This window comes from Candidatus Bathyarchaeota archaeon, from assembly GCA_026014685.1.
Classification (GTDB): domain Archaea; phylum Thermoproteota; class Bathyarchaeia; order Bathyarchaeales; family Bathycorpusculaceae; genus Bathycorpusculum.
This window is the reverse complement of sequence record JAOZHW010000001.1, coordinates 129,893-148,785: the sequence shown is the minus strand read 5'-3', so window position 1 is coordinate 148,785 and position 18,893 is coordinate 129,893. Positions and strand designations below refer to the sequence as shown.

The 18,893-nt window shown below is 47.8% G+C and carries 23 protein-coding genes and 1 tRNA gene; 14 read left to right on the top strand and 10 right to left on the bottom strand.

The features are described from left to right. Positions 1 to 15 precede the first annotated feature (15 nt). The 3 genes from NWE96_00825 (at position 16) to NWE96_00815 (ending at position 1,839) form a co-directional block, all read left to right on the top strand. The gene (locus NWE96_00825) at positions 16 to 342 is read left to right on the top strand and encodes a hypothetical protein (protein ID MCW3982520.1); all 327 of its coding nucleotides are present in this window, start codon (positions 16 to 18) and stop codon (positions 340 to 342) included. A 77-nt stretch (positions 343 to 419) separates the two neighbouring features. Beyond that, positions 420 to 779: a hypothetical protein gene (locus NWE96_00820; GenBank protein MCW3982519.1), complete on the top strand. Its 360-nt coding sequence runs from the start codon at positions 420 to 422 to the stop codon at positions 777 to 779. Between the two features lie 196 nt (positions 780 to 975). Further along, complete coding sequence (locus NWE96_00815; GenBank protein MCW3982518.1) at positions 976 to 1,839, top strand: hypothetical protein; 864 nt, start codon at positions 976 to 978, stop codon at positions 1,837 to 1,839. Between the two features lie 2 nt (positions 1,840 to 1,841). Here the strand turns inward: NWE96_00815 and NWE96_00810 are convergent, their stop codons facing one another. From NWE96_00810 to NWE96_00795, 4 genes are all read right to left on the bottom strand, one after another. Beyond that, positions 1,842 to 2,267, bottom strand: a complete 426-nt coding sequence (locus tag NWE96_00810) for a CoA-binding protein (protein MCW3982517.1) — start codon at positions 2,265 to 2,267, stop codon at positions 1,842 to 1,844. Positions 2,268 to 2,388: 121 nt separating this feature from the next. Then, positions 2,389 to 3,699, bottom strand: coding sequence for a winged helix-turn-helix domain-containing protein (locus NWE96_00805; protein MCW3982516.1), 1,311 nt, complete (start codon positions 3,697 to 3,699; stop codon positions 2,389 to 2,391). A 141-nt stretch (positions 3,700 to 3,840) separates the two neighbouring features. Further along, positions 3,841 to 5,187, bottom strand: coding sequence for an endonuclease Q family protein (locus tag NWE96_00800; GenBank protein ID MCW3982515.1), 1,347 nt, complete (start codon positions 5,185 to 5,187; stop codon positions 3,841 to 3,843). A gap of 22 nt (positions 5,188 to 5,209) precedes the next feature. Beyond that, positions 5,210 to 5,776: an NAD(P)H-dependent oxidoreductase gene (locus NWE96_00795; protein MCW3982514.1), complete on the bottom strand. Its 567-nt coding sequence runs from the start codon at positions 5,774 to 5,776 to the stop codon at positions 5,210 to 5,212. Between the two features lie 109 nt (positions 5,777 to 5,885). Between NWE96_00795 and hypA the strand changes: the two genes are divergently transcribed. The 3 genes from hypA to NWE96_00780 are packed head-to-tail and all read left to right on the top strand — an operon-like array spanning position 5,886 to position 7,764. Then, a complete protein-coding gene (gene hypA / locus NWE96_00790) occupies positions 5,886 to 6,290 on the top strand; it encodes a hydrogenase nickel incorporation protein HypA (protein ID MCW3982513.1) in 405 nt (134 codons plus the stop codon). Continuing rightward, positions 6,287 to 7,027, top strand: coding sequence for an Mrp/NBP35 family ATP-binding protein (locus tag NWE96_00785; GenBank protein ID MCW3982512.1), 741 nt, complete (start codon positions 6,287 to 6,289; stop codon positions 7,025 to 7,027). Before hypA ends, NWE96_00785 begins: the two co-directional genes overlap by 4 nt. Further along, positions 7,024 to 7,764: an HAD family hydrolase gene (locus tag NWE96_00780; protein MCW3982511.1), complete on the top strand. Its 741-nt coding sequence runs from the start codon at positions 7,024 to 7,026 to the stop codon at positions 7,762 to 7,764. The genes NWE96_00785 and NWE96_00780 overlap by 4 nt, the downstream gene beginning before the upstream one ends. 93 nt (positions 7,765 to 7,857) lie before the next feature. Here NWE96_00780 and NWE96_00775 read toward each other — a convergent pair whose 3' ends face one another. Continuing rightward, positions 7,858 to 8,586 carry a thymidylate synthase gene (locus tag NWE96_00775; protein ID MCW3982510.1) on the bottom strand — a complete coding sequence of 243 codons (729 nt, stop codon included), beginning with the start codon at positions 8,584 to 8,586 and terminating at the stop codon, positions 7,858 to 7,860. A gap of 147 nt (positions 8,587 to 8,733) precedes the next feature. Between NWE96_00775 and NWE96_00770 the strand changes: the two genes are divergently transcribed. Then, positions 8,734 to 9,015 carry a hypothetical protein gene (locus NWE96_00770; protein ID MCW3982509.1) on the top strand — a complete coding sequence of 94 codons (282 nt, stop codon included), beginning with the start codon at positions 8,734 to 8,736 and terminating at the stop codon, positions 9,013 to 9,015. A gap of 172 nt (positions 9,016 to 9,187) precedes the next feature. On the opposite strand, the gene thsB is transcribed toward NWE96_00770, so the two are convergent. From thsB to NWE96_00750, 4 genes are all read right to left on the bottom strand, one after another. Beyond that, on the bottom strand, positions 9,188 to 10,864 hold the full coding sequence (gene thsB, locus NWE96_00765; protein ID MCW3982508.1) for a thermosome subunit beta: 1,677 nt from the start codon (positions 10,862 to 10,864) through the stop codon (positions 9,188 to 9,190). A 189-nt stretch (positions 10,865 to 11,053) separates the two neighbouring features. Further along, positions 11,054 to 11,554, bottom strand: coding sequence for a DUF1616 domain-containing protein (locus NWE96_00760; protein ID MCW3982507.1), 501 nt, complete (start codon positions 11,552 to 11,554; stop codon positions 11,054 to 11,056). Then, positions 11,520 to 12,254, bottom strand: coding sequence for a glycosyltransferase family 2 protein (locus NWE96_00755; protein ID MCW3982506.1), 735 nt, complete (start codon positions 12,252 to 12,254; stop codon positions 11,520 to 11,522). Before NWE96_00755 ends, NWE96_00760 begins: the two co-directional genes overlap by 35 nt. Before the next feature lie 45 nt (positions 12,255 to 12,299). Beyond that, a complete protein-coding gene (locus NWE96_00750; GenBank protein MCW3982505.1) occupies positions 12,300 to 13,454 on the bottom strand; it encodes a glycosyltransferase family 4 protein in 1,155 nt (384 codons plus the stop codon). Between the two features lie 84 nt (positions 13,455 to 13,538). Between NWE96_00750 and NWE96_00745 the strand changes: the two genes are divergently transcribed. Continuing rightward, on the top strand, positions 13,539 to 14,186 hold the full coding sequence (locus tag NWE96_00745) for a hypothetical protein (protein MCW3982504.1): 648 nt from the start codon (positions 13,539 to 13,541) through the stop codon (positions 14,184 to 14,186). Positions 14,187 to 14,194: 8 nt separating this feature from the next. Here the strand turns inward: NWE96_00745 and NWE96_00740 are convergent, their stop codons facing one another. Continuing rightward, positions 14,195 to 14,665 carry an alpha-ribazole phosphatase CobZ gene (locus tag NWE96_00740; GenBank protein ID MCW3982503.1) on the bottom strand — a complete coding sequence of 157 codons (471 nt, stop codon included), beginning with the start codon at positions 14,663 to 14,665 and terminating at the stop codon, positions 14,195 to 14,197. 248 nt (positions 14,666 to 14,913) lie between these two features. Between NWE96_00740 and NWE96_00735 the strand changes: the two genes are divergently transcribed. From NWE96_00735 to NWE96_00710, 6 genes are all read left to right on the top strand, one after another. Beyond that, complete coding sequence (locus tag NWE96_00735; protein ID MCW3982502.1) at positions 14,914 to 15,582, top strand: diphthine--ammonia ligase; 669 nt, start codon at positions 14,914 to 14,916, stop codon at positions 15,580 to 15,582. A 12-nt stretch (positions 15,583 to 15,594) separates the two neighbouring features. Continuing rightward, positions 15,595 to 16,683 (top strand): TIGR00303 family protein, encoded by a 1,089-nt coding sequence (locus NWE96_00730; GenBank protein MCW3982501.1) that lies wholly within the window; start codon positions 15,595 to 15,597, stop codon positions 16,681 to 16,683. A gap of 7 nt (positions 16,684 to 16,690) precedes the next feature. Beyond that, a complete protein-coding gene (gene cobS / locus NWE96_00725) occupies positions 16,691 to 17,473 on the top strand; it encodes an adenosylcobinamide-GDP ribazoletransferase (protein ID MCW3982500.1) in 783 nt (260 codons plus the stop codon). Beyond that, positions 17,464 to 18,078 (top strand): NTP transferase domain-containing protein, encoded by a 615-nt coding sequence (locus NWE96_00720; protein ID MCW3982499.1) that lies wholly within the window; start codon positions 17,464 to 17,466, stop codon positions 18,076 to 18,078. The genes cobS and NWE96_00720 overlap by 10 nt, the downstream gene beginning before the upstream one ends. 136 nt (positions 18,079 to 18,214) lie before the next feature. Further along, positions 18,215 to 18,292 (top strand) — tRNA-Val (locus NWE96_00715). Between the two features lie 124 nt (positions 18,293 to 18,416). Next, entirely contained in the window at positions 18,417 to 18,776 is a 360-nt protein-coding gene (locus NWE96_00710; GenBank protein MCW3982498.1) for a hypothetical protein, read from the top strand. The last annotated feature ends 117 nt before the right edge of the window (positions 18,777 to 18,893 follow it).

Here is an 18,893-nt window from a genome sequence, read left to right as displayed (position 1 = left end):
GCAGGAGAGAGGGCTATGGCGTCAACAGATGCTGCATACGGATTGATTGTTATAATTGTTCCAATAGTGATCCTTGTTGTCGGATTAGGGCTTTCCCGTTTTCTACCGACAAAGAAACGATTGATTGGAATCATACTGATTTTGATTGGCGCTTTAGGTTCGGTTATTTTTGGAGCAGGATTTATTTCCACACTATCGAATAGAAAGATGGCTGGTATTGTTGGTGTCGGTTCTTTGTTCGCTGTTGAACTCGTCACCTTAGCCGTTGGAGTATTCATGAGCCGAAAAAAGTCCTCTCAGCCCTTGCCAATTCAAAACAAAGAATCCAATAATCCAAGTTAGCAAGAAAAACTGCCTACGTTAGAATTGAAAAAGCAACCGATTTTAAGAACAAAACCCATTAGGATTGGGGAACAAAATTGACTGTTTTTATCGTGAGAACATACGTAGTTAAACCCGACAAACTCAAAGAGCACAACGAATGGGGCAAGAAGCTGGTGGCGTTGATGAAAAAGCAGCCTCGCCTTTTCCGCGGAGCGAAGTCGATGAGGGTTTTAAGTCACAAATATGGCGGCAAAGTGGGCGGTTTTACTGCGATGTGGAAGTTTGACAGTTTAGCGGACGCTGAGCAATGGGAGCGAGGCTTTGTGGAAGTTAAAGAGTCGGCTGAGTTGCGTGCCGCGTTTCTGTCTTTGATTGTGCCCGGCTCATACTCTGAGTGCATCTGGGAACCAGTCAGAACAGTAAACCGTAAACCCAAAAAACCCTATACCCGCTAAAGCAGCGTTTTTCATTTTCGGCTTTATATAAGGGAGGGGAGGTCAGCTTTGAGACGTCGCGTGGTTTGCTTCTCTGTAGACGTTTCGGTATGACCGGAGCTATAGTTTGTAATATCAGATTTTTTGGGTTAGGTGAAAAAAGTTATTAATTGCTTTCGGTGTATTTTTCGTTGACATTTGTAACGGTGCCAACTGAGTGTCGTTTGAAATTCAAGAGTTACCTGATGTTATTCGGGTTATTGTATTACTTAACCTTACTAAAGGCGCTAAACTAAAAAAAAGCACCCTCAAAAACCGCCTTGACCGCGTCTGCGTGGGTTACGCCTGCATAGACATGGGTGAACTCGACAAGGCGCTCAAAGAAATGTCCAGCGAGCATCTTATAGAAGAACGCGGGGAATACGTCCGGCTTACACCTCAGGGTCAAAAACTCGGCAAAGAATGGGAAAGCCTCCTGCTAAAAAAGGAACCCATCATGGAGGTCGTTGCGGGTCTCGTAGACGGCTCTATAACAAGCCTCGTCGTCATTCTGTCAGCGTTCATAGCAACCTTAACTGGAACCTCAACTTTTCTGTCTAATCAACCCGCCATAATCTTCGCCGCATTCCTCACCCTGAGCGCAGTAGCCATAACCAACTTCTCCAGCTTCCTCCTCGGCGGCATAACGGAAGACCTAAACGACATCATGACCCTGCAGAACCTCATGAACTACAGCCTAAGCGACATACCTGACAAGAAAGAACGCGACAAATCCCTTCTACTGGTACAGAAACTGTTCACGTTGCTAAGCAAACAAATTCACCGCTCCAACCTCTACGCTGCCATCGTCTGCGGAGTAACCACCTTCATAGCAGGTATTATCCCCATCGCCACGTACCTGCTGCTGCCGCCCTACTACAATATAGGTTTCTCGCTTGTGATGGTTAGCGCCATCGTCGGCATCTTCCTTGTTCGGTACCGCTCAAAGAAGACACGTGTAAACTGGAAAATCACCTTAGCTGAGACTTTAACGATAGTTATAATCGCAACCATAGCTTCGCTTCTACTGGGCGCCGCCTAAACTTATCTAAGATGTAGATGCTCCTCCATAAGGCACTTATCCATAACCACCACTAAACCCGCCTGTTGAGCCACCTGCGCAGCCGCCTCGTTTACGATGCCGCGTTGCATCCAAACAACAAACGGCCGCCCCACTGCTTCCTTCATCTTTATGGTTTGCTGAACTATCGGGGGGACGTCTTCGCTTTTCCTAAAAATATCCACGATGTCTATGGTGCGTTGTATGTGTTCAGGAATGTCTGCGAGGCTGTTGTAACTTTTTTCTCCGAATAACCCGTTTATGTTGGGGTTTATGGGGATGATGCGGTATCCATGTTTTTTTAGGTATGCTGCTACTCGGTGGCTGGGTTTGCCGATTTGGTCCGATACACCTACTATTGCGACTACGCGGTATTTGCCTAAAATTTCCTCAACTATGCCTTCACTCATCTATGTTATCTCCGCAAGAGGGGTTTAGCTGTGTACAAGTTGGTTCACCAAAAAATTGAGCAGCCGACGTTATAAAGCTTCAATAAGTAAACGACTTCTCAAAAAGGGAAAGCTGACTGGTTTAGCTGCCAAAAGTTTGAGGACTGTTACGTGGCTCTATCTGCCCAATTTCCCCAGTGTCAGCCCAAACTGGAACAGAAAGCATGTAAATGTTCCCTGCATAAACCTTGTCTAAGTAGAAGGTTACCGTCCACTGCGGGTAAAGTGCAAGGTCGTTTTTAGTTGTTGGATGGAAAACGACTGAAGCTGGTTCAGGGTTGAATTGGTAGCTGGAAACGACGATGCCGTTGTAAGTCCATGTGTAGCCCTTTAGGGCGTTTTTAGCTAACGTTACAGCGCGGTCGCTGGAAATCTTGAGATCAGCATTTCCGATAGTAAACAGCCTCCACCCGTCAGTCAACTGCTTCAACACGTTATTCTCAAAAACCAACTCTAAACCTTTAACAGCAAAATCCACGCCGTTCTCGGTGTATTGCATTAAAACTTCACCTTTACCGCCGCTAACGGTTGCAGTCAGTTTGATGTTGCCCTCTTTGATTTCTATGTTGTCAGCGTTGCTTGCCCGCGATATAAGTTGACTCATGTTAACCAAGTAAGAGCCAGTACTATACTCCTTTAATCGGTCAACTATGTTTTTCGCTGCGTCCATCACGAAAGGCGACTGAGCTTGAGCATAGATGGGTGCCCCTTCTTCAACTATGAGTTGGTATCGGTAAAAGTCACAGTTACGGAAATTAAACGAAACGATTAACCTGCTTGCCGCACCCCCACTGTCAGTACCTGTTAGAGAGTAACGGATTTTCTCCTCACTAATTCCACCCAAATCCTTCCTTGTCTCCACTTCTCGGCTTAACAGCGTAGCTTGATATTTCGAGGTGTCTAACTGGACGACTTTTTGGAGAAAATCAATCGCTTGGTTAGTTGTGCTCGTCCAAGAGAGCAGTTGATCATATTCAGATTTTATTGTATCACGTTCATTGATTGCTTGACTCAAAACTGCGAATTCCGCGGCAGTCAAACTTGCACAGACAATTATCCCAATAAGAAGTGCCACTGCGGTAAGGCGCCATTTACGTGTGGTGTGGTTGCCTTTTTTAGGTTGAACCTCTGGGGCTTCCTCAACAACTTTCATTGTGTTAACAGAGGCTTGCCCAAAAGTGGACAAACGGTAAACCCCGTTTTCATCTTTAGAAACCAGTTCACCCAAGTTTTCAAGGTGATAGGTCAAGTTGGAGCTGGAAATCCCCAGCAACTCAAGCATTTCTGAAAACGTCAGCGGCTTGTCGGCCAGCACTCGGAGAATTTTTCGGCGGGCTGGATGCTTAAGGGACGTGAACATAATAGAGTAGATTTCCTCTTTACCGTCAGGCATTCTGCCTCATCTGCCCGAATAGCATGTTGTCTGCCTCAACCGCTCACATACAATGCGCCACAACAACATTAAAGCTTTTTCAATCCAAAAGCTGTTCCAAAAGATAGACAGACACCCGCACCAAAAGAGCGAACCACGAAGCTACCAGAAGTCGCTCATGCTTCGCTGCTGCACTTTCGGCGCTTGAGGCGGCTTCGGCTTAACCACTGGCACATCTGAACCCAAAACCAGCTGCCCATACACTCCATCGTAGCCCGGCGTCACCTTAGCCGTGCCATCCCGCACCTTAACCACCGCCTGCGCATACGGTGCATCCACAACAGAAGCCATCGCTTCATACGGCGCATCCAACAGCACAGTGTATTCGTCGCCGAACCGCTCTACAAGAGCATTGTAAACTTTCCAGACGGCTTGTATGGCTGGCGAATCAGTTCCTAACACGGCACAGATGACCTCCGACAACGGTAGAAGATGTTTGAACCCGGGGGCGTTTGGCTGTTTGTAGTCTGCGGGTCGGTCAGCGAGTTCCTCTACTCTTTGTTCTACGCCTTTTGTGAGTTTTCGCCTGCATACGGGACAAATGTTGCCGAATTTGATGGCTTCAGTCGGTGAGAGGGCTACTTTGCAGTTGCGGTGTCCTGTCCAGTGGTATTTGCCATAGGCAGGGTCAGTTTCGATGGTGAACTTGAAGCGTTCGGGATCATTGTCGGATATGGCGGAAACTACATGGTCGTAGGTTAAGTCTGGGAGGTCAAAGACGTTAGCTTCTCGGCCGATGCGCCAAGGCCAGAAACTGTGACAGTCACTGTTAGAAACCAAAGCGTAACGGTCGAGTTTGCTTAGCCGCCAATTCATAGGCGGATCGGAAGAGAGCCCAGTTTCGAGCGCGTGGATGTGTTTGGTCATATCTTGGTAGCAGTCCTCGACAGTGTCAAAGCCGCTAAACGCACCAAAGATGCTAAACCACGGAGTCCAAGCATGAGCTGGAAAAACCATGTTGTCACCGCTGACCGCCATGACTTCTTCTACTAGTTGGGGCGCGGAGCAGTCAAGTATTGGTCTGCCGTCGGAAGCTAAGTCACCGAAACGTTTGAGGCGCTCATTGATTTGGTCTACGATTTCCAAGCTGGGCGCTAAAATGACGTGGTGAACCTTTCTGGATTCACCTTGATAATCGAAGATTGTGCAGACTTCGGTTTGAAGCATAAACCGAACAGGCGAATCCCCTTCGGCGAGTTTAAACAGCTCAGTGTCCTGTTCGGGAGTGAGGGTTCCGCGGATTTCTTTGAGCCACATTGGATGGGTGAAGTCGCCTGTGCCGACGAGGTTGAGACCTTTGATTTTGGCGTACTTCGCGATTTCGGGTAAACTCATCTGTTCGCTGGTTGCGCGGCTGTATCGGCCATGTATGTGCAGGTCAGCTATGACTTTCATGTGGGTTCGCCAAGCCTTAACGTGGATGACAGAAGATTTTAAGTCTTTGCACAATAGCTACAGAAGCACTTTGAATCTATTGTGATTTAGTTTTAAGCTGGAAAACCCAAGCCGCTAACGCTTCAAGCAATTGCCTGATTAATTGGCGAGTATACTCGTTAGTTACCTTTCCATTTGTATCCACGTTGGCCGCTGCATCCGAAAGCATCACTTCTGGGCGGTTGATAGGGTGCATGTTTAGGAACACAAAAGTTTGCCGCAGATGATACTGAGCTCTGGCTCCTCCGAACCTGCCTGTGGAGGCACTCATTATAGCCACTGGTTTGCCTTCGAGTGGGTTGCCCTCTTTAGGGCGCGAAGCGCAGTCGAGGGCGTTTTTTAGCACACCTGAAATTGAAAAGTTGTACTCTGGGGTTGCGATGAGGAGAGCGTCGGCTTCTCGGATTTTGTTCTTAAACTCAACGACTCGCTGTGGCGGCGAATTCTCATAGTCAGCGTTGTACAATGGAATACCCTCTAAATCGAAAACCTCCACCGAAACGGTTGGGGGTGCAACTTCGACTGCTGCCTGAACTAGTGCCCTGTTGTAGGATCCCCTGCGGATGCTTCCAGCAAAAGCAAGAACCTTGATTTGTTTTTGCAAAGAAAACACCATAGCCTTACTAGTTAAAAGGTTGCTGTTCGGTTTAAACTTGATTCTAAGGTTTATTCTGCAATATTCTTTTATTTGCCCAAACCGCGTAAGTTAAGTTATGCATGAATGGGCACTCGCTGAAGGCATCCTCGCGTCGGCACGGCAAATCGCTGAGCAAGAGCACCTCTGCGCGGTTTCGGAAGTCACCATCAGAGTCGGGGCGCTTCAGCAGGTTGAACCACCAATTCTGCGTTTCGCCCTCAAACAAATGGGTGATGGCATCTTTAAAAGCACAAAATTCCGCATCCTAAAAGCCAAATCCAACCTGAAGTGCCGTGTCTGCGCTACCACTTGGCAGTACAACCAAAAAAACCTCGACAAAGCCACCGCAGAAGCCATCCACTTCGTGCCCGAAGTGGCACATTCCTACGTTAAGTGCCCCAAATGTGGCAGCCCAGACTTTGAAATCGCAAGCGGCCGCGGAGTCTGGCTTGAGGACATTAAAGGAGTCAAAAATGAGTGATTGACTCACGACCCCCGGTAATTAGCACCCGTTTAGCTGGAGTAAAGCGAATTGTAGCTGTTTCCAGCGGAAAAGGCGGCGTAGGCAAAAGCATGATCGCAACAGCACTGGCGCTCTCGCTGGCAAAAGAAGGCTGCCGAGTCGGCTTGTTCGATGTAGATTTCACTGGTCCTTCAACTCACATCATTTTAGGCGTTCCCAACTCAGTTCAGCCCACAGAAGACAAAGGCATTGTACCAGCAACCGTTGAGGGTTTAGAGTTTATGTCTCTGGTTTACTTTGTGGGCGATAAGGCAACTCCCTTGCGTGGGGCCGACGTTTCCAACGCTTTAATCGAACTCTTATCTGTCACTCAATGGGGACAACTGGACTTTCTAATTATAGATATGCCGCCAGGCATCGGCGACGCCGTCCTAGACCTAGTTCGACTGGTTAAACGAATCGAATTTTTAATAGTTACCACACCCTCACTTTTGGCTTTCGAAGTTGTCAAAAAACAAGTCCAATTACTACATGAACTAAAAATGCCAATAGTCGGCGTCATTGAAAACATGAAGATAGACACTTCAAAAACTATCGAACAGGAAACTGGAAAACTTGGAGCAAAGTATCTAGGTTCAGTTGCCTACGACCCACAAGTGGAGGCTGCAATAGGCAAACCCAGCAAGCTACTCAACACCGCAGTGGGCAAAACAATTGAGCTCCTCAAAAAAGCAGAGAAGGAACCAAGAAAATGAGTTACAAAGCAGTCATATTCGACTACATCGGCACACTCGTCAACTGCCGCGGCTACAGCATGACCGCCTCAGAAAACAAACTCTTCTCAGCCCTCGTCGCCGAAGGCTTCGACATATCCAAAACCAAATTCTTAGACGCCTACCACATCGCCCACCTCAAATACCGCCGAATCCGCTACGAAGAATACAAAGAAGTCACCAACGCCGTGTGGGTTGCGGAGGCACTGTGCAGCTTGGGGTATAGAGTTACACCGGAAGATGAATGCATCAAAACAGCCTTGAACGTATTCTTCCAAGATTTTATTGACACCATTGAGTTGCGCGAAGGCGCCAAACAGTTGCTGGAGCAGACCTCAGCCCAAACCAAAGTTGGCTTAATCAGCAACTTCACCCACGCCCCCGTCATACATGAAAGCCTGCGAAAAGTCGGCATCCACAAATATTTCAACGCCATCGTGGTCTCCGACGAAGTTGGCTGCAGAAAACCCTGCCCCGACATTTTCCACACGCTTTTAGGACGCTTGGAAGTAAATGCGAAGGACGCGGTTTTCGTCGGCGACAGCCCAATCGAAGACATCAAAGGAGCAAAAGACGCAGGTTTGAGGACGGTGTTTGTGCCTTCACAGTTTAACAGCCTAAAAGACCTACAAGACAGCAAACAGAAACCCGACCAAATCGCAACGGACCTCACCACCATCGCTCATAAACTAGAAGCCGTTGCTAAAATCCAAACTTGATTCCCTAACAAAGGAGTCTGCGGGCAGAGCGTCAAAACCTCTTCGTTCTATATATAATGTAAGGCCGGTCATCTCAGAGAGTGTACGTTGATTCTAAAGAGGATGTTGCCCTTTGAGGGTGGTTGCCAATCGAGGGCTTTTTGAGTTGTCTTTGGGTTCTAAAAGCTCCTTTATCAGCGGGTATTGGCGTTGGTAGATGTGGCAATTTTTGGAGTGGAAAACCAGTTTGCCAGTTTTGAGCGCAAGGTTGCCACGTTCGTTGATTTCTGACACAAACGCCTCATTAAAAAGCTGCAATCCAGCTATGTTGGCGGGCAAACCACCGTATGCGTCCCAGCTGCGGAAGTAGCAGGTTAGGTGCATTTGGCCGTTGAGGATTTCGGTGTCGATGAGGCTGAGGCAGGGGGGCTCGCTTTTGTTGCCTTTAGCGTCGAATTTTTGGATGTCTTCGGGGCGTCGGATGACCATGGTGACTTGGCGGTCACGCTGCTCTTCGATGTAGCGTTTTACTGCCTCTTCAACTTGGTTTAGGGGGGTGTTGAGGCGGCTGCCATAGGTGTAGGTTTCATCTTCCTTTTTCTCTCCACACCAAAGGTACTCCAAAGCATAACCCTGGACATACTTGAAGTCGCAGGGGGCTTTGTCACTGACAAGTGGGCGATTTTCTGGGTGAGTGATTTCTATGGTGAGGTTGAGTTTTTTGGTTTCGGTTTCCTCGGAGCCGAAGCCGACTGGGAAGGTGTCGCCTTCTCGCCAGATGGCGTTTAGGGCTTTAAACCATGCGTCTGGGCAGTCGAAGGCGGCGATTTTTAGGTGTTTCATGCTCTCTGTAGAGTGATTGTTTTGGGTGGATTTTATTGTTTTTGGCTGGAAAACAAATTAGTCTATAATATCTTGAGTAACAATATTTATTAGTCTGTCTGATTTTAGAGAAGGCACTGCTCTCAAAGCAGCAAGTGGGGGAACAACATGTTAGAATCTAGGGGAATAATAGCAAGTTCGCGGTTCAAAATAGAAACCGCCCTAAAACAAAGAAACGCATTCGACGAAAAAACGGCAATATCCATAGAAGATGCAAAAATCGGCTATCGCGCAGTTCTAGACGTGATGGAAAGAAGCGGTTTAATCTCCATGACTCCAGAAGGAAAAGTCTTCATGACCAAAAAAGGCCAAGAACAACAAATTCGCGGCTTCACAATAAGTAACGATTTTCCGAACAAAAAATTCGTAAGGTTTTCCAGAAACAAATAGCCGACGCAATTTCCAGCCGCCAAATGGTGGCCCTTTCTTTTTTATTCACCCATTTTGCCAAGAAGATCAATTGGGCAAATATGCAGAAACACTCTCAAATTATCCAAAAATCAGATAATAAACTTGATTCAACATACAAATAACAAAAGTAAAGAAAGAATGTTGTTTGGGTTTAGTAGGGCATTCCACCCATACTGCCCATGCCACCCATACCTCCCATTCCGCCGCCCATTCCTCCTGGAGGCATCGGAGGCGCTTTTCCGCCGCCTTTAATGCTGATGAGGTCGTCGATCTTGAGGATCATGTTGGTGGCTTCGGTTGCGGATTTGATGACTTGCTGCTTGACGCGCAGTGGTTCAACAATCATCTTGGGGCACATGTCGACGATTTTGCCTGTGGTGACGTCTATGCCGAAGGTTTTGCTGTCAGCTTTCTCGTGTTGAGCGCGCAGTGCAACCATTATATCTATGGGGTCTAAGCCTGCGTTTTCTGCCAGTGTGAGTGGAATCTCTTCAACTGCTTCGGCGAAGGCTTCCACGGCCAGTTGTTCTCTGCCACCGACTTTAACTGCGTAAGCGCGGAGTCCTTTGGAGAGTTCTGCTTCGGGTGCACCGCCGCCTGCGACGATTTTGCCGTCTTCGATAACGTTGCGGACAACACAGAGACCATCGTGGAGACTGCGTTCTGCTTCGTCAGTGACGTGGTTGGATGCTCCTCGGATGACGATGGTTACTGCTTTGGGGTTCTTGCAGTCGCGGATGTATATTAGTTTGTCATCGCCGATCTTGACTTCTTCAACACGTTTTGCTTTGCCTAAGACGTCTGCGTTTAATTCTTTGACTGAGGCAACGATCATGGCGCCTGTGGCTTTGGCGAGTTTCTCCATGTCGCCGCTGCTGACGCTTTTCACTGCGATGACGCCTGCTTTTCCGAGGAAGTGCAGGGCCATATCGTCGATGCCTTTCTCGCAGAAAACAACGTTTGCGCCTGACTTGGTGATTGCGGTTACCATGTCTTTTATCATGCGTTCTTCTTCGTCAAGGAACATCTTCATCTGGTCGGGGCTTTCGATGTTGATTTTTGCGTCAAACTCGGTTTTCTCAATTTCAAGTTTAGCGTTGAGGAGTGCTATTTTTGCGCCGTCAACCAGTTTAGGCATGCCCGAGCTAGCGATTTCTTTGTCGAGAACCATGCCTTTGACGAGTTCGGTTTCGTCGAGGCTTTTACCATGTTTCTTTATGACTTTGATTAGGTCGATGTCTGCGACGTATTTGCCGTCAACTTTCTCAGCGACCTGTTTAACTGAGTCCACGATGATTTTTGCAAAGTGGTCCTCTGCAACGTTGATGCTTTTACTTGAAATGGAGGTGATTGCGACTTCTTTTAGAGTTTTGTCGTCTTCGAAGGCGATTGGCATCGCTATGGAATTGAGGATTTCTTGGGCTTTTTCGCTTGCTTTTTTGTAGCCTTCGATTATGACAGTTGGGTGAATGTTCTTGTCCAGAAGTGCCTCTGCTTTTGCGAGCAGTTCACCTGAGAGGATAACTGCGGTTGTGGTTCCGTCGCCGACTTCTTTATCCTGTGCCTTGGCGACTTCGACGAGCATCTTTGCCGCGGGGTGCTGTACATCGAGTTCTTTCATGATGGTTGCGCCGTCGTTGGTTATTGCAACGTCGCCGATACCGCTGACCAGCATCTTATCCATGCCGCACGGTCCAAGCGTTGTTTTCACTGATTCAGCAACGATTTTAGCAGCCATAATGTTGTTTTTCTGAGCTTCACGGCCAGTGCTTCTTCCTGTGCCTTCTTTCAATACGAGGACGGGGATGTTTCCTCCACCTTGTGACATAACATATTCACCAATTTTTTATGTTTTTAAGTATAAGCTGGAATTCAACAATTAAAGCTTGAAATATAAGTTTTTCTCAGCCCAACACTGATTACAAACCAGCATAGCAAGCAAGAAAAAACATCTGCTTTGCAGCTACCTCCCCTCCCCTTATATAAAGCCGATTAACCGGTTCAGATAAGCGTAGAGTTAAGCAATGACCTCTATGTTTAGCAGACAATAGTTCCCCGTAAACACGAAGACGCCTTCACTTTCATACCAAAGTTCAAACACCACCGCGTAACTTCCTACCTCGTTCTGTGTTAGGGTAACAAGTGTCTGGTTGCTTTTTCCTTTCTGTAAGAAGAAGTCGTAGGTGTATGCTGGGGTGACTTGTAGGCCGTTGGGGAAGTTTGCAGGCAGGTTTTTTGTTATTTTGGTTTGAACTCGATAGTTTAGGTTGTCTATTGTGTGATTTGTGGCGTTGACGTAGACGCTGAAAGTGCTGTTTTTGTCTGCGATTAACACGGTGGGGTAGTCGATGGCTTTTTGTTGGGTGTCAAGTATTGCGAGGCTGTTGTAGGATTCAGGCGGTGGAGGAAACAAAACGTAGTAGCCTACCACAACGGAGGCGATGACAGCTAAGGCGACCAGAACCGCTACGGTTACTCCTTTGTCATCGCTTAAACCTATTTTTCTTCCAATGTGCATAACAGACTCTAAACGTCTTTGCATCCAAGAACCCCCTAAATATCGTGCTAAATATCCTAATTCCCGATTGAAACGGCTTAAGCTTTGTTTTGCCATACGTTCGGGGCTTGTAAGTGGTGGGAATCTCAACCATATTGTAGCCCTCTCTGGCGAATTGGATAAGCATCTCTGTCGCAAAGGGCATATCCGTTTCTTTGAAGCGTACGCTGTCGAGTTTTTCGCGAGAGATGGCGCGAAAACCTGATTGGGTGTCGCTTAGGAATTGGCTGTAGAAGAAGTCATAGGTGAAGGTTATGACTTTGTTTCCCAGAAAATTCAGAAAACCCATGGCTTTGTTTGGGTCATACATGCGAGTCGCCAAAACCATATCTGCGTCTTTTTCCAGCAGGCGATCAACGAGGCGGTCGATGTGTCTGAACTCGTAGGTTCCATCCGCGTCCACCATTATTACGATGTTGCCTTTTGCTGCTTTCATGCCTGTCCGGAGTGCTAGGCCATAGCCGCGTCGGGGCTCAATGATTAGTCTGGCGTTTGTGTCTTTTACGATTTCGAGGGTTCCGTCGGTTGAGTTGCCATCTACCACTATGATTTCTTTTGGGTAAGTGACACAGTTGTTTATGGTGTCGATGGCTTGCCGGATTGTTCCTGCTTCGTTGAGCGTGGGTATTACAACCGAGACCAGTTCAACTTTCGATGTCATCAGCTAACATCCGCTTTAGAGGGCTATATTGTTTCCGTTATAATGTTAAATAAGCTCTTCGTATATTTTCATCAACTGTTCAACGTTCGCATCCCAACTGAACCTTTTCTCAACGTTTGCACGCATCTCTTCTTGACGAGAGAAACCTGCCTTTGCGAACTCCAAAACAGCTTCTGCCAGCCTCTGGGGCTGATTAGGCGGCACTAACTTGCCAAATTCGCGCACAGGAATCTCGGCGATTCCACCTACTTCGGTGGCTATCACGGGTACACCGCACGCCATGGCTTCAAGAGCAACCAAAGGCAACCCTTCACCCGACTTTGAGGGCAACACAAACATGTCTGCCAAGTTGTAGTAAGAGGCTAAATCGGTGTCGCTTACAAACCCTGTTAGTTTGAAATTGCCGTTTATTCCCAACGAAGCTACCTGCGCTCGCACGTTCTCCAAGTCTGGGCCTTTGCCAACCGCGACGAAAAAGATTTTTGGGTTCTTCTTTACAGCTATATTCGCGCAGTCTAGGAGGGTGTCGACGCCGTTCTTGTAAACCAGACGCCTAACAGTTAAAACTACAACGGCGTCTTTTGGGATGCCGAGTTTTCTGCGCATCTCTTCCTTTTTGCCCTTGATTGGTCGGAACCTCGCTAAGTCCACTCCGTTGTAGATAACTTGGACTTTGCTTGGTTTTGCCCCTAAGCGTAAAACGTAGTCTTTGGTGGCGCTGCTTATGCAGATTATTTTGTCTGCGTTTCTGAGGTTCTGTTTGCCCACTGAGACATCGTTGAATTTTTCGACTTCGTTGAAGATGTTGTTATAGTCTATGAAAGTGTTATGCTGGGTTAAAACGAAGGGTTTGCCGTAGAGTTTGGCGAATCTGCCTGCTAAAAGTGAGGTGAGGTATGGGTGACCGTGAGCGTGAACTATGTTACTGTTTTTGACGGCTTTGGTGAACGTCGGGAAGCTGCCCACAGTCGGAATCGAATATGGAATGCCTAAGCGGAACCCAGTGTTTAACGACTCGTAGCAGTCTACTGGAACCCCGTCAACCACGTAATGTTTGGGTGTGTTAATTCTGTTAGTTACGATTGTTGGAGCGTAATTTTTGTGAATAAGCCGTTTGCTCTGCTCGTTGGTTACTATCTCTATGCCGCCTACATGGGGCAGAAACGTGTGTGTGACGATGCAGAGGCGAGTTTTAGCCATGGAGAGCCAACGCCTAAACCCTCAAGCGCCAAACTATTATTAAGCTTATGGTAATACGGTAACCAGAGAGGCGCAGTGAAAAAGTTGAATCTAATCGTTGGCGGCGGGAAATACGGGTGCGAAGCAATCAAATTGCTCAGAAGTCAACAGAAAAGCTTCATAGTGGTGGACACAAACTCTGACTGCTCTGCGGTTCAAACCTTTAAACTCAAAACCTGCGGCGTTCCTCATTCTGCTAAAGAAGGTTTTGTCCAAGGAGACTTAGCCACAGCAGTTGATCTCGTTGAGCGGCTTAAGCCTGAATATGTTTTTCCAACTGCCCCGTTGCACATCGCTGCGGATATGGCAAAACTTAAATTCAATCTGGTTCCTTGGCCGGAAGCAGTTGACAGTATTCTTGCTAGGCTGCCGCCGATTGTGGTTTTGGCGGCGGGAAAAGGAAAAATCGTGCTTAGCTTCAACCGAGACCACCACTGCATAGATAACTGCGCTATGCCCGAGATGTGTCCCACTTCAAAGGTGAAGAAGCCGTGCACGATGACTAAACTAATGAAGTTTGCATGTCCAGAGGCATGTATTTTGATAAGTTATTCTATGGCGCCGGGTTTAGGTGCGCTTAAAGGTGAGGAAATTCTGGACTTTTTTAAATGGGCTGAACACCGAAAATGCTTTGTTGTGGGAACTGCTTGTGACTGCCACGGTGTTTTTTCTGCGTTTAAGCAAGTACAGTAATTTTTGGGTTATTGGCTTATAGTTTTAAGGGCTTTGGTGTATACGTTTGATGAGGCGCCTGCAACTAATGCCCCAATCGCGTCGTTAGTGAGTGGCGGCAGTTTTTTGAGTATGCCCGGTTTTGCTTGATCGAAGCGTACAAACTCAAACATGCCTTTTGAGCCTGCGATGTAGGTGGCAATGGCTATGCCGATGAGTTCGTCCGCCACCAGCCCCGGTCTACCCATGAACCTTTCCACTGTTAAACCGGGAATTCGTCCGTTTTCGGCTTCTTGTTGTGCATGAAACGCTGCAACGATGAGTGTTGAGACATTCACGTCGGTTAGTATGTCGAGAAATTCTTCTTTGAGGAGTTCGGTGGCTTTTTGTGGGGTTTCGATGCCGGGGTGTGGTACGTACATTTCCAGTGCGCTGTCGATTAGGTCTTGGAGGGTGATGCCTCTTTGTTCAAGGTAGGTTAGTAGTGGTGGGTTTTTCATGGGGTTGCCTCGGTTTTTAGTTGGCGGTGTGTGTTTTAAGTGTTGTGAGGGTTTTTTCCGTAAGCCTTATATGAAAAGGTTGGATAAACCAACCAAACAGGTTGTGGTGGAAAATTTGCTAAACATAAAGAAAAGCCTGCTTGTTCTAACCAAAGGTTTAATCAACAGTGTCATGGCTAAATGTTTGGCAAGTAAAATCTTATTTCACTGCTTAACTGTTAATAACCAATATACAGGGGAAATTTGAAATGAAAGTTATAGCTTCATGGAGCGGCGGCAAAGACAGCTGCTACGCAAATTACCTCGCAACCCAACAAGGACACCAAGTCCTATCACTGTTAACTATGATGATGAGTGAAGAGAAATCCAACTTCCACATGATACCCACAGGAATAATCGACGCCCAAGCAAAAGCCATAGGCGTTCCACTTCTGAAAAAAACCACCTCTGCAGCAACTTACGAGGCTGACTTCAAAGCCGTCCTCTCAAACTTCAAAGCTCAAGGCGCCGAAGGCTTAGTCACAGGCGACATCTACGAGGTCGCGGGCCACGAGGAAGGTTGGCTTAACCGAATCTGCAAAGAAGTCGGCTTAGTTCCAGTTAAACCGCTCTGGATGGGCGACACCAAACAGATTTACCTTGACTACCTCAAAACAGGCTTCAAAGCCACCGTCGTACGCACAAACAGGGAATTGAGCCTCGACTGGCTGGGCCGCGTCTTAGACCGCCAATTCTACGACGACATTCAAAAGCTGCCCGGCGTTGACCCCTGCGGAGAAGGCGGTGAATACCATACCGTAATCACCGACGGTCCCAACTTCAAGCAGAAAATCGAGTTGTTGGAGACCGAAAAGAAACGCTTAGATAATGGCTTTGGGTACTTAGAAATCAGAAAGTGGAAAGTAACCCCAAAGTAGGCGTGAACAAAGATGGATGTCTTATTTGCGAATAATGAATTGAAAGCTAAAGCCTTCCTTGAAGAAATCGAAGGCAAAAATCCCCTCTTCATAGCCACAATCGCCACCACTGAAACCGGCAAAATCCCAGGTCTCTCAGCGGCAGGCGCAAACCCGGACTTCACCGACTTCACCCCACCCGCAGACGCGGAGTTGCTGCTTTTGGGTAAATGCAAATCCATCCAAGGCGTCCCCATCACTCCCGACGGTATCCCCACACCTGCCCTCATAACTACCTCGGCATTACACTTAGCGGACATACCTGTAATCATCGTGAATGGGGGAGTCAAAGTTAAACCCCAAATCCCCTACATCGACGTTAACGGCAGCCCTGGACGTGACATTCGAAGCGGCGACAGCGTCGACAACGTCGAAGAAGTCATCGAACGCGCCAAAGTCGTCGGTGAACAACTGGCAAAAACTGCAGATTACCTCGTTATCGGCGAAAGCATCCCTGGCGGCACCACAACAGCATTGGGTGTTTTGACGGCGCTGGGTGTAGATGCAATGGGCAAAGTAAGCAGCACCTTACCGAACAACCCGCATGGCTTGAAGGCTGAGGTGGTTTCGGCGGGTTTGAAGGCAGCTGGAGAAAAGTTCGGCAGCCTCAAAGGCGACCCAATAAAAGCGGTTTCCGCGGTGGGCGACCCCATGATGGCGGCTCTGGCAGGCTTAGTCATAGGTGGCACACGCCAAGCCCCCGTGTTAATGGCGGGCGGCACTCAGATGACCGCAGTCCTTGCAGTCATAAACGCACTCGAACCCAAAGCCCTCTGCAACGCCGCAATCGGCACCACACGCTGGGTAGCCAAAGACAAATCCTCTGACATATGCGGCATCGTCAAGCAATTCTCCGAAGTTCCCATCTTAGCCGCAGACTTGGATTTTGGTCCCTCTAAGTATCCTGGGCTTCAAATCTACGAAACAGGCTTAGTTAAAGAGGGCGTCGGCGCAGGAGGAGCCTCAATCGCAGCTATGGCGAAAACCGGCGGCGCAGTTGACAAGCATATTCTTCTTAAGGAGATAGAGCGTAACTATGCCTCACTGATGCAAGCAAAGTGAGACACGGTTGGCCCTTAAGCAACTTAAGAATCTTCTTTCTTTCTTAACCGTTTTCCCAGTGCAGATGGACGAAAACCTCCTCACGGACTGCGCCAAAAACATGTGGGCTTTCCCCCTAATCGGCGCTTTTTTGGGTTTGCTGGCGGGTTTGTTTGGTTGGGTTGCGCTTCAAGTCTTACCCAGCATCGTTGTGGGTGCTTTGGCGTTGGCGCTTTTGTTGTGGATGACGGGGCTGCATCACGCTGATGGGTTGCTGGATTTCGGCGACGGCATCATGGTACATGGTGATGCGGAGAAAAAAATCGCTGTCATGCATGACCAGCTCACGGGCGCAGGTGCCATCGGCTTAACCCTGATGACTTACCTTGTTACAGCATTTGCGTTTACAGAACTGGGCAGAACCGTAACAGTTGCGGGTTTGGCGGTTCCGCTGATTTTCCCTGCCTTAATCGTTGTCGAGTTATGCGCTAAACTAGCTATGGTGGTGGCTGCTTGGGCAGGCAAATCCGTTCACCAAGGTATGAACACTTCATTCCTCGCCCACATGCATGGGACAAGCGGAACCCTGCGTTTAGTTGCGGCTCTTGCGGTTTCTTTTCTTGTTGCTGTGCCGCTGTTATGGCTAAAAGGAGTCTTTGTAGTCTTAGCTGCTGTGATCTGTGGATTAGCCATGGTTGCAGTAGCCCATAAACACTTCAAAGGGGTCACAGGAGACGTATTCGGCGCCACAAACGAGTTAACACGGATGGTCTGCGTGGTTGTACTGTTGGCGGTGGTAGCATGGTTGTAGCTCTCGTAATGGCAGGCGGCAAGGGCACCCGCATGAAACTTGCCCAAGAAAAACCCCTCATCGAAGTCTGCGGCAAACCCGTAATCGAATACGTCCTTGAGGCTTTGAAGCAAGCCAAAAAAGTTGACTGCATCATCGTAGCCACATCCACCTCAACCCCCAAAACGACCACTTTAATGCGGCAACTAGGCGTCCAAGTTATAGAGACCCCGGGTAAAGACTACGTTAGCGACATGGGCTACACCGTGCAAACGTTAAAGCTGGGGGTGTTCTTGGCGATAGCGGCTGATTTACCCCTTGTGAAGGGCGAAATGATCGACGACATTTTGATGAGGTATGAGCGTTGCGGTAAACCTGCCTTGACGGTGGCGGTTCCACTGGAGACTAAAGCACGGCTTGGCATGTGTATAGATTATTCTTTCAAAGAAGGCGAGCAGGATGTTGTTCCAGTCGGTATAAACGTTATAGACGGTAGCAAACGTTACGGCGACGAATGGCTCGACCAAGACATCTACGTTTTAGACCAGCAGGAACTGGCAGTGAACATAAATACTGTTCAGGAACTGCAACTTGCAGAAAAACTGTTGACTAAAACGAAGGTATAGTTTGTTAACTCCTGCAGCCACCCTATTCCGCAGGTTTCCCCCAGTTAGATACATCTAAAACTGGCGCATATAATTGATGAAAGAAACATAATTCTAATATTAACCCTTGCAATCTCTATGAGTTCAGCGTCCATGTGGGCCGGTCGTCTAGCTTGGTTAGGACATTGGCTTTACGAGCCAAAGGTCGCCGGTTCAAGTCCGGCTCGGCCCACCACTGCAATTCTAAAAAACAATTGTGTAGAACTTGGCCCTGCTTAATTAAAATCGAGTTACCGCCTGTTTGGTGAGCGATTATTTTAAAAACCCTTCTCTACAATTACACTATTGGAGAAACAAACATGGATATTATTGGGCTTTTGATACAGATAGTCGTTGCCATCATCGTCATTGCACCCATCTTGTGGATTGTAGGCAGGTCTTTAGCGGGCAAAGATAAAGCAAAATTCACTGACGCCATCTGGATCGTCGTGTTAGGCATCATCATCGGCACAGTCATCGGCTGGTTCATCGGCGGCATAATCGCATCAATAATCATGTTCTTTGTCTGGCTGGGGCTAATCAAACACTTCTTTGACTGCGGCTGGCTCAAAGCCTTCGCGATTGCGGTCGTAGCGGTCATCATCTTCATGGTCATCGTATTCATTCTGGCGCTGATCGGCTTAGGCATCGGCTTAAGCTTACAAATACTGGGCATCTAAGTCCAGTACAACACCTTTTTTCTCTCTTTTTTGTTGGTTCCAGTTTTTGGACGGCTTGTTCGCATGCTTGGTGCTAAATTCGACTTCTCACATCACATGTTCAACCTTAAACGTGAG

What these genes read in the sequence shown, in the direction of transcription:
- NWE96_00825 (MCW3982520.1), top strand. Translation starts at nt 16, where the DNA reads ATGGCGTCAACAGATGCTGCATACGGATTGATTGTTATAATTGTTCCA.
- NWE96_00810 (MCW3982517.1), bottom strand. Translation starts at nt 2,267, where the DNA reads ATGAGTGAAGGCATAGTTGAGGAAATTTTAGGCAAATACCGCGTAGTC.
- NWE96_00805 (MCW3982516.1), bottom strand. Translation starts at nt 3,699, where the DNA reads ATGCCTGACGGTAAAGAGGAAATCTACTCTATTATGTTCACGTCCCTT.
- hypA (MCW3982513.1), top strand. Translation starts at nt 5,886, where the DNA reads ATGCATGAATGGGCACTCGCTGAAGGCATCCTCGCGTCGGCACGGCAA.
- NWE96_00780 (MCW3982511.1), top strand. Translation starts at nt 7,024, where the DNA reads ATGAGTTACAAAGCAGTCATATTCGACTACATCGGCACACTCGTCAAC.
- NWE96_00775 (MCW3982510.1), bottom strand. Translation starts at nt 8,586, where the DNA reads ATGAAACACCTAAAAATCGCCGCCTTCGACTGCCCAGACGCATGGTTT.
- NWE96_00770 (MCW3982509.1), top strand. Translation starts at nt 8,734, where the DNA reads ATGTTAGAATCTAGGGGAATAATAGCAAGTTCGCGGTTCAAAATAGAA.
- thsB (MCW3982508.1), bottom strand. Translation starts at nt 10,864, where the DNA reads ATGTCACAAGGTGGAGGAAACATCCCCGTCCTCGTATTGAAAGAAGGC.
- NWE96_00760 (MCW3982507.1), bottom strand. Translation starts at nt 11,554, where the DNA reads ATGCACATTGGAAGAAAAATAGGTTTAAGCGATGACAAAGGAGTAACC.
- NWE96_00755 (MCW3982506.1), bottom strand. Translation starts at nt 12,254, where the DNA reads ATGACATCGAAAGTTGAACTGGTCTCGGTTGTAATACCCACGCTCAAC.
- NWE96_00750 (MCW3982505.1), bottom strand. Translation starts at nt 13,454, where the DNA reads ATGGCTAAAACTCGCCTCTGCATCGTCACACACACGTTTCTGCCCCAT.
- NWE96_00740 (MCW3982503.1), bottom strand. Translation starts at nt 14,665, where the DNA reads ATGAAAAACCCACCACTACTAACCTACCTTGAACAAAGAGGCATCACC.
- NWE96_00735 (MCW3982502.1), top strand. Translation starts at nt 14,914, where the DNA reads ATGAAAGTTATAGCTTCATGGAGCGGCGGCAAAGACAGCTGCTACGCA.
- NWE96_00730 (MCW3982501.1), top strand. Translation starts at nt 15,595, where the DNA reads ATGGATGTCTTATTTGCGAATAATGAATTGAAAGCTAAAGCCTTCCTT.
- NWE96_00720 (MCW3982499.1), top strand. Translation starts at nt 17,464, where the DNA reads ATGGTTGTAGCTCTCGTAATGGCAGGCGGCAAGGGCACCCGCATGAAA.
- NWE96_00710 (MCW3982498.1), top strand. Translation starts at nt 18,417, where the DNA reads ATGGATATTATTGGGCTTTTGATACAGATAGTCGTTGCCATCATCGTC.